General features: G+C 75.3%; 4 protein-coding genes. 3 read left to right on the top strand and 1 reads right to left on the bottom strand.

The window, feature by feature from the left end; translation table 11 throughout:
• Window positions 1-147 precede the first annotated feature (147 nt).
• The 3 genes from CWIS_RS12525 (at window position 148) to CWIS_RS12535 (ending at window position 3,028) form a co-directional block, all read left to right on the top strand.
• Window positions 148-882 (top strand): DUF5995 family protein, encoded by a 735-nt coding sequence (locus CWIS_RS12525; RefSeq protein WP_048343643.1) that lies wholly within the window; start codon window positions 148-150, stop codon window positions 880-882.
• 84 nt (window positions 883-966) lie between these two features.
• A complete protein-coding gene (locus tag CWIS_RS12530; RefSeq protein ID WP_048343644.1) occupies window positions 967-1,923 on the top strand; it encodes a Zn-dependent alcohol dehydrogenase in 957 nt (318 codons plus the stop codon).
• A gap of 151 nt (window positions 1,924-2,074) precedes the next feature.
• The gene (locus CWIS_RS12535) at window positions 2,075-3,028 is read left to right on the top strand and encodes an alpha/beta hydrolase (protein WP_048343646.1); all 954 of its coding nucleotides are present in this window, start codon (window positions 2,075-2,077) and stop codon (window positions 3,026-3,028) included.
• 3 nt (window positions 3,029-3,031) lie between these two features.
• Here the strand turns inward: CWIS_RS12535 and CWIS_RS17715 are convergent, their stop codons facing one another.
• Entirely contained in the window at window positions 3,032-3,874 is an 843-nt protein-coding gene (locus CWIS_RS17715; protein ID WP_053071708.1) for a hypothetical protein, read from the bottom strand.
• Between the last annotated feature and the right edge of the window lie 35 nt (window positions 3,875-3,909).

The following is a 3,909-nucleotide window of genomic DNA, read 5'->3' on the forward strand; positions in this document are numbered from 1 at the left end:
CGACGTCGACGCGCTCGCCGCCGCGATCGCCCCGCGCTGGACCGGCGACTCCGTGCCCGACCTCGGGCGCATGCTGCCCGTGCTCTGAGGGCCCCGGCACCCGGATTCACCCTGGGCAGCGGCGGCGGCATCGGCCAAGGTGGGCGCATGGGGGTGCCGAGCGGGGAGCCGAACGGGGTGCCGAGCGGGTCTGTCGCGATCGGGCGGGTCCTGGCCGCGATGGACGCCGAGCGCGCGCAGTGGTCGCGCACCGACGGGCTGGGCGTGTTCAGCGACGTGTACCGGGACGTGACGGCGCTCGTCGCGGTGCGGGTGACCGACGGGACCTTCACGCACCCGGACTTCGTCGAGGACCTCGACGTGCGGTTCGCGGGCCTGTTCCTCGACGTGCCGCGCGACCTCGCGGCGCGGCGCTCGGTCAACAAGGCATGGGCGCCGCTCGTGGAGCGTCGCGCGCACGCCGGGCTGTGGCCGCTGCAGCTCGCGCTCGCGGGCATGAACGCGCACATCAACCACGACCTCCCGCTCGCGGTCGTCGCGACGTGCGAGGCGCGGGGAGTGCCACCGACCGCACGCGGTGTCCACGCGGACTTCGAGCGCGTCAACGACGTGCTCGCGGAGGTCGTGCGGCCGCTGCGTCAGTCGTTCCTCGACGCGCGCGTGGTCGCGGCGGGCGGTGAGCTGTCACCCGTGGCCGACCTCGTCTCGAACTTCTCGATCGACAAGGCGCGCGACGCGGCGTGGGCCAACGCGCTCGTGCTGTGGCACGTGCGCGACCTCGGCTTCGTCGCCGCCGCCGCGCGCGACGCGCTCGCCCGGACCGTGGGCCTCGTGAGCCGCCAGCTGCTGACGGTGTTCCCGGACCCGCTCGACCGGCCGTAGCCGCCCGCCCGGGTTCCGGACCTGCGCGTCCCCGGGCCGGGCGATTCCCGGGCCCGGCGCACTACCGGTGGGTAACGTGACGGTGTGATCGCGGCCTACGCACGAGACCTCTCCCCCGACGACCCCGTCGCCGCCCTCGAGGTCGGCGACCGGCCCGAGCCGCAGGCGCGCGAGCACTGGTCCGTCGTCGACGTGCGTGCCGCGGCGCTCAACCACCACGACGTGTGGTCGCTGCGCGGCGTCGGGCTGCGCGCCGAGCAGCTCCCGATGATCCTCGGAACCGACGCCGCGGGGGTCGTCGACGGGCGCGAGGTCGTCGTGCACGGCGTGATCGGCGGGACGTCCGGGCACGGAGTCGGGCCCGACGAGCCGCGTTCGCTGCTGTCCGAGCGGTACCCGGGCACGTTCGCCGAGCAGGTCGCGGTGCCGACGTGGAACCTCGTCGACAAGCCCGCCGAGCTCTCCTTCGTCGAGGCCGCGTGCCTGCCGACCGCGTGGCTGACCGCCTACCGCATGCTCTTCACGACCGGACGTGCCACCCCCGGGCAGCGCGTGCTGGTGCAGGGCGCGGGCGGCGGGGTCGCCACCGCGGCGATCCTGCTGGGGGCGGCCGCCGGGCTCGAGGTGCTCGTCACGAGCCGGTCCGACGAGCGGCGCACGCACGCCCTGACGCTCGGTGCGGCCGCCGCGGTCGAGCCCGGGGCGCGCGTGCCGCGCGTCGACCTGGTGCTCGAGACCGTCGGCCGGGCGACGTGGTCGCACTCGCTGCGCTCGGTGCGTCCCGGCGGGACCGTCGTCGTCGCGGGGGCGACCTCGGGCGACCCGACCGCCGCCGAGCTCACGCGGGTGTTCTTCCAGGAGATCTCCGTGCTCGGCGTGACCATGGGCTCGCGCGACGACCTCCAGCACCTGCTCGCGTTCCTCGCGCGGACCGGCGTCCGGCCGCTCGTCGACCGCACGTTCGCGCTCACGCAGGCGCGCGACGCCGTCGCTCGGCTCGCGGCCGGCCAGCAGTTCGGGAAGATCGTCCTGACGACGTGAGCACGAAGGCGGGCGCACGACGAGGGAGGCGGGGACGGTGAGCGACACGACGGCGACGGAGCCGGCGAGCGGAGCGGCCACCGGTCCGACGACCGCTCCCGCGACGCCCGACGAGGACGTACCCACCGTCGTCTCACCGCCCGGCACGTGGGTGCCCGACGTGCTCGGGCCCGACTACCAGGCCCAGACCCTGTACCTGGCGCCCGACGACGAAGGTGCGGTCGTCGCGACGGTCGTGCGGCACCGACCCCCGTCCGACGAGGCCGTGCGCCCCGCGCGCGCCCTGCTGTACGTCCACGGGTGGTCCGACTACTTCTTCCAGACCGAGCTCGCCGAGCACTGGACCGCGCGCGGCGTCGCGTTCTACGCGCTCGACCTGCGCAAGTACGGCCGCAGCCTGCGCCCGCACCAGACGCCCGGCTACGTCGACGACCTCGTGACGTACGACGAGGACCTCGCCGCCGCGCTGGACCTCGTCCACGAGGAACTCGGGCGGCACGCGCGGGTCGTCGTCATGGGCCACTCGACCGGCGGCCTCATCGCCTCCCTGTGGGCGCACCGCAACCCCGGACGCCTCGCCGGCCTCGTGCTCAACAGCCCGTGGCTCGAGCTCCAGGGCTCGGGCATGCTGCGCCACCTGTCGAGCCCCGCCGTCGCGCAGATCGCCCGCTTCCAGCCCAAGGCGCCGCTGCCCAACATCGACCCGGGCTTCTACAACCGCACGCTGTCCGCGGCGTCCGGCGGCGAGTGGACGTTCGACGACCGGTGGCGGCCCAGCCCGTCGTTCCCGGTCCGTGCGGGGTGGCTGTCGGCGATCATGACCGGGCACACGATCGTCGCGCGCGGGCTGCAGATCGACGTGCCGGTGCTCATGATGGCGTCGTCGCGCACGCTCATCACGCCGCGCTGGAACGACGCGATGCGCTCGGCCGACACCGTGCTCGACGTCGAGCTGCTCGCACGGCGCGCGACCCAGCTCGGTCCGTGCGTGACGGTCGTGCGGATCGCGGGCGGCCTGCACGACCTGGTGCTGTCCGCGCCGCCCGTGCGGGCGCGCGTCTACGCGGAGATCGACCGCTGGTCGGCGGGGTACGGCTGGGCCTGAGGCTCAGCCGCGCACCTCGTCGTGGCGTCCCGTGGCCTCGGCGAGCGTCGGCCCGCCGTCGCCCAGGCGCCACGCGCGCCAGCCGTCGACCTCGACGGGCGTGCCCGCGGCGTACGTCGCGGCCTCGCTCGGCTCGAAGAACCGGGCACCGTCGGCGAACTCGATCGACCCGTCGGGCGCGAGCGTCGCGACGAGGCGCTGACCGCGGCGCTCGCGGAACCACACGAGCGTCACGAGCGCGCGGCGCTGCTTGGCGAGCGTCGCGAGCTCGGGGTACGGCATGTCCGGTCGGCGGGGCGGCGGGGGTGGGAGCTGCACGACGGGCGCGGGGGTGGCAGGGGGGTCGGGGTCGGGCGCCGGCTCCTCGTACGCGGGCTCGTCGAGCGCCTGCTCGTCGAGTGGCTGCTCGTCGTACGCACGCTCGTCGTACGCACGCTCGTCGTACGCACGCTCGCGGTGTGCACGCTCGTCGTGTGCACGCTCGTCGTGTGCACGGTCGTCGTACGCCTGTGCGTCGGGCGCCGGCCGCCGGGGTCCGGGGTGGCCGAACGGCTCGTGCGACGTGCCCAGGACGTGGCTCAGCGGCTCGGCGAGCTGCGCGGGGGCGGGCGCGAGGTCCGACAGGAAGGAAGACATCGACTCGTACAGCGGCGACGCGGTCGCCGGGTAGCCGCGCTCACCGTCCGGGTCGGACGCGGCGGGCATCGGGGCGGTGCTCGTCGTGCGGGACGCGGGCGGCGACGGGACGGGTGCGGGCGGACGCGCCGCGTGCGCGGCGGAGTACGGCGCGCCGCACGGCGCGGGTGGACGGCCCGGCGTCGCGCCCGTGACGTGCGGGTTCGACATTTAAGAGTAGACCTGGGCGTGGTTCACGGGCGGCG

Origin of the sequence: Cellulomonas sp. A375-1, from assembly GCF_001040865.1 — a bacterium.
GTDB lineage: Bacteria > Actinomycetota > Actinomycetes > Actinomycetales > Cellulomonadaceae > Cellulomonas > Cellulomonas gelida.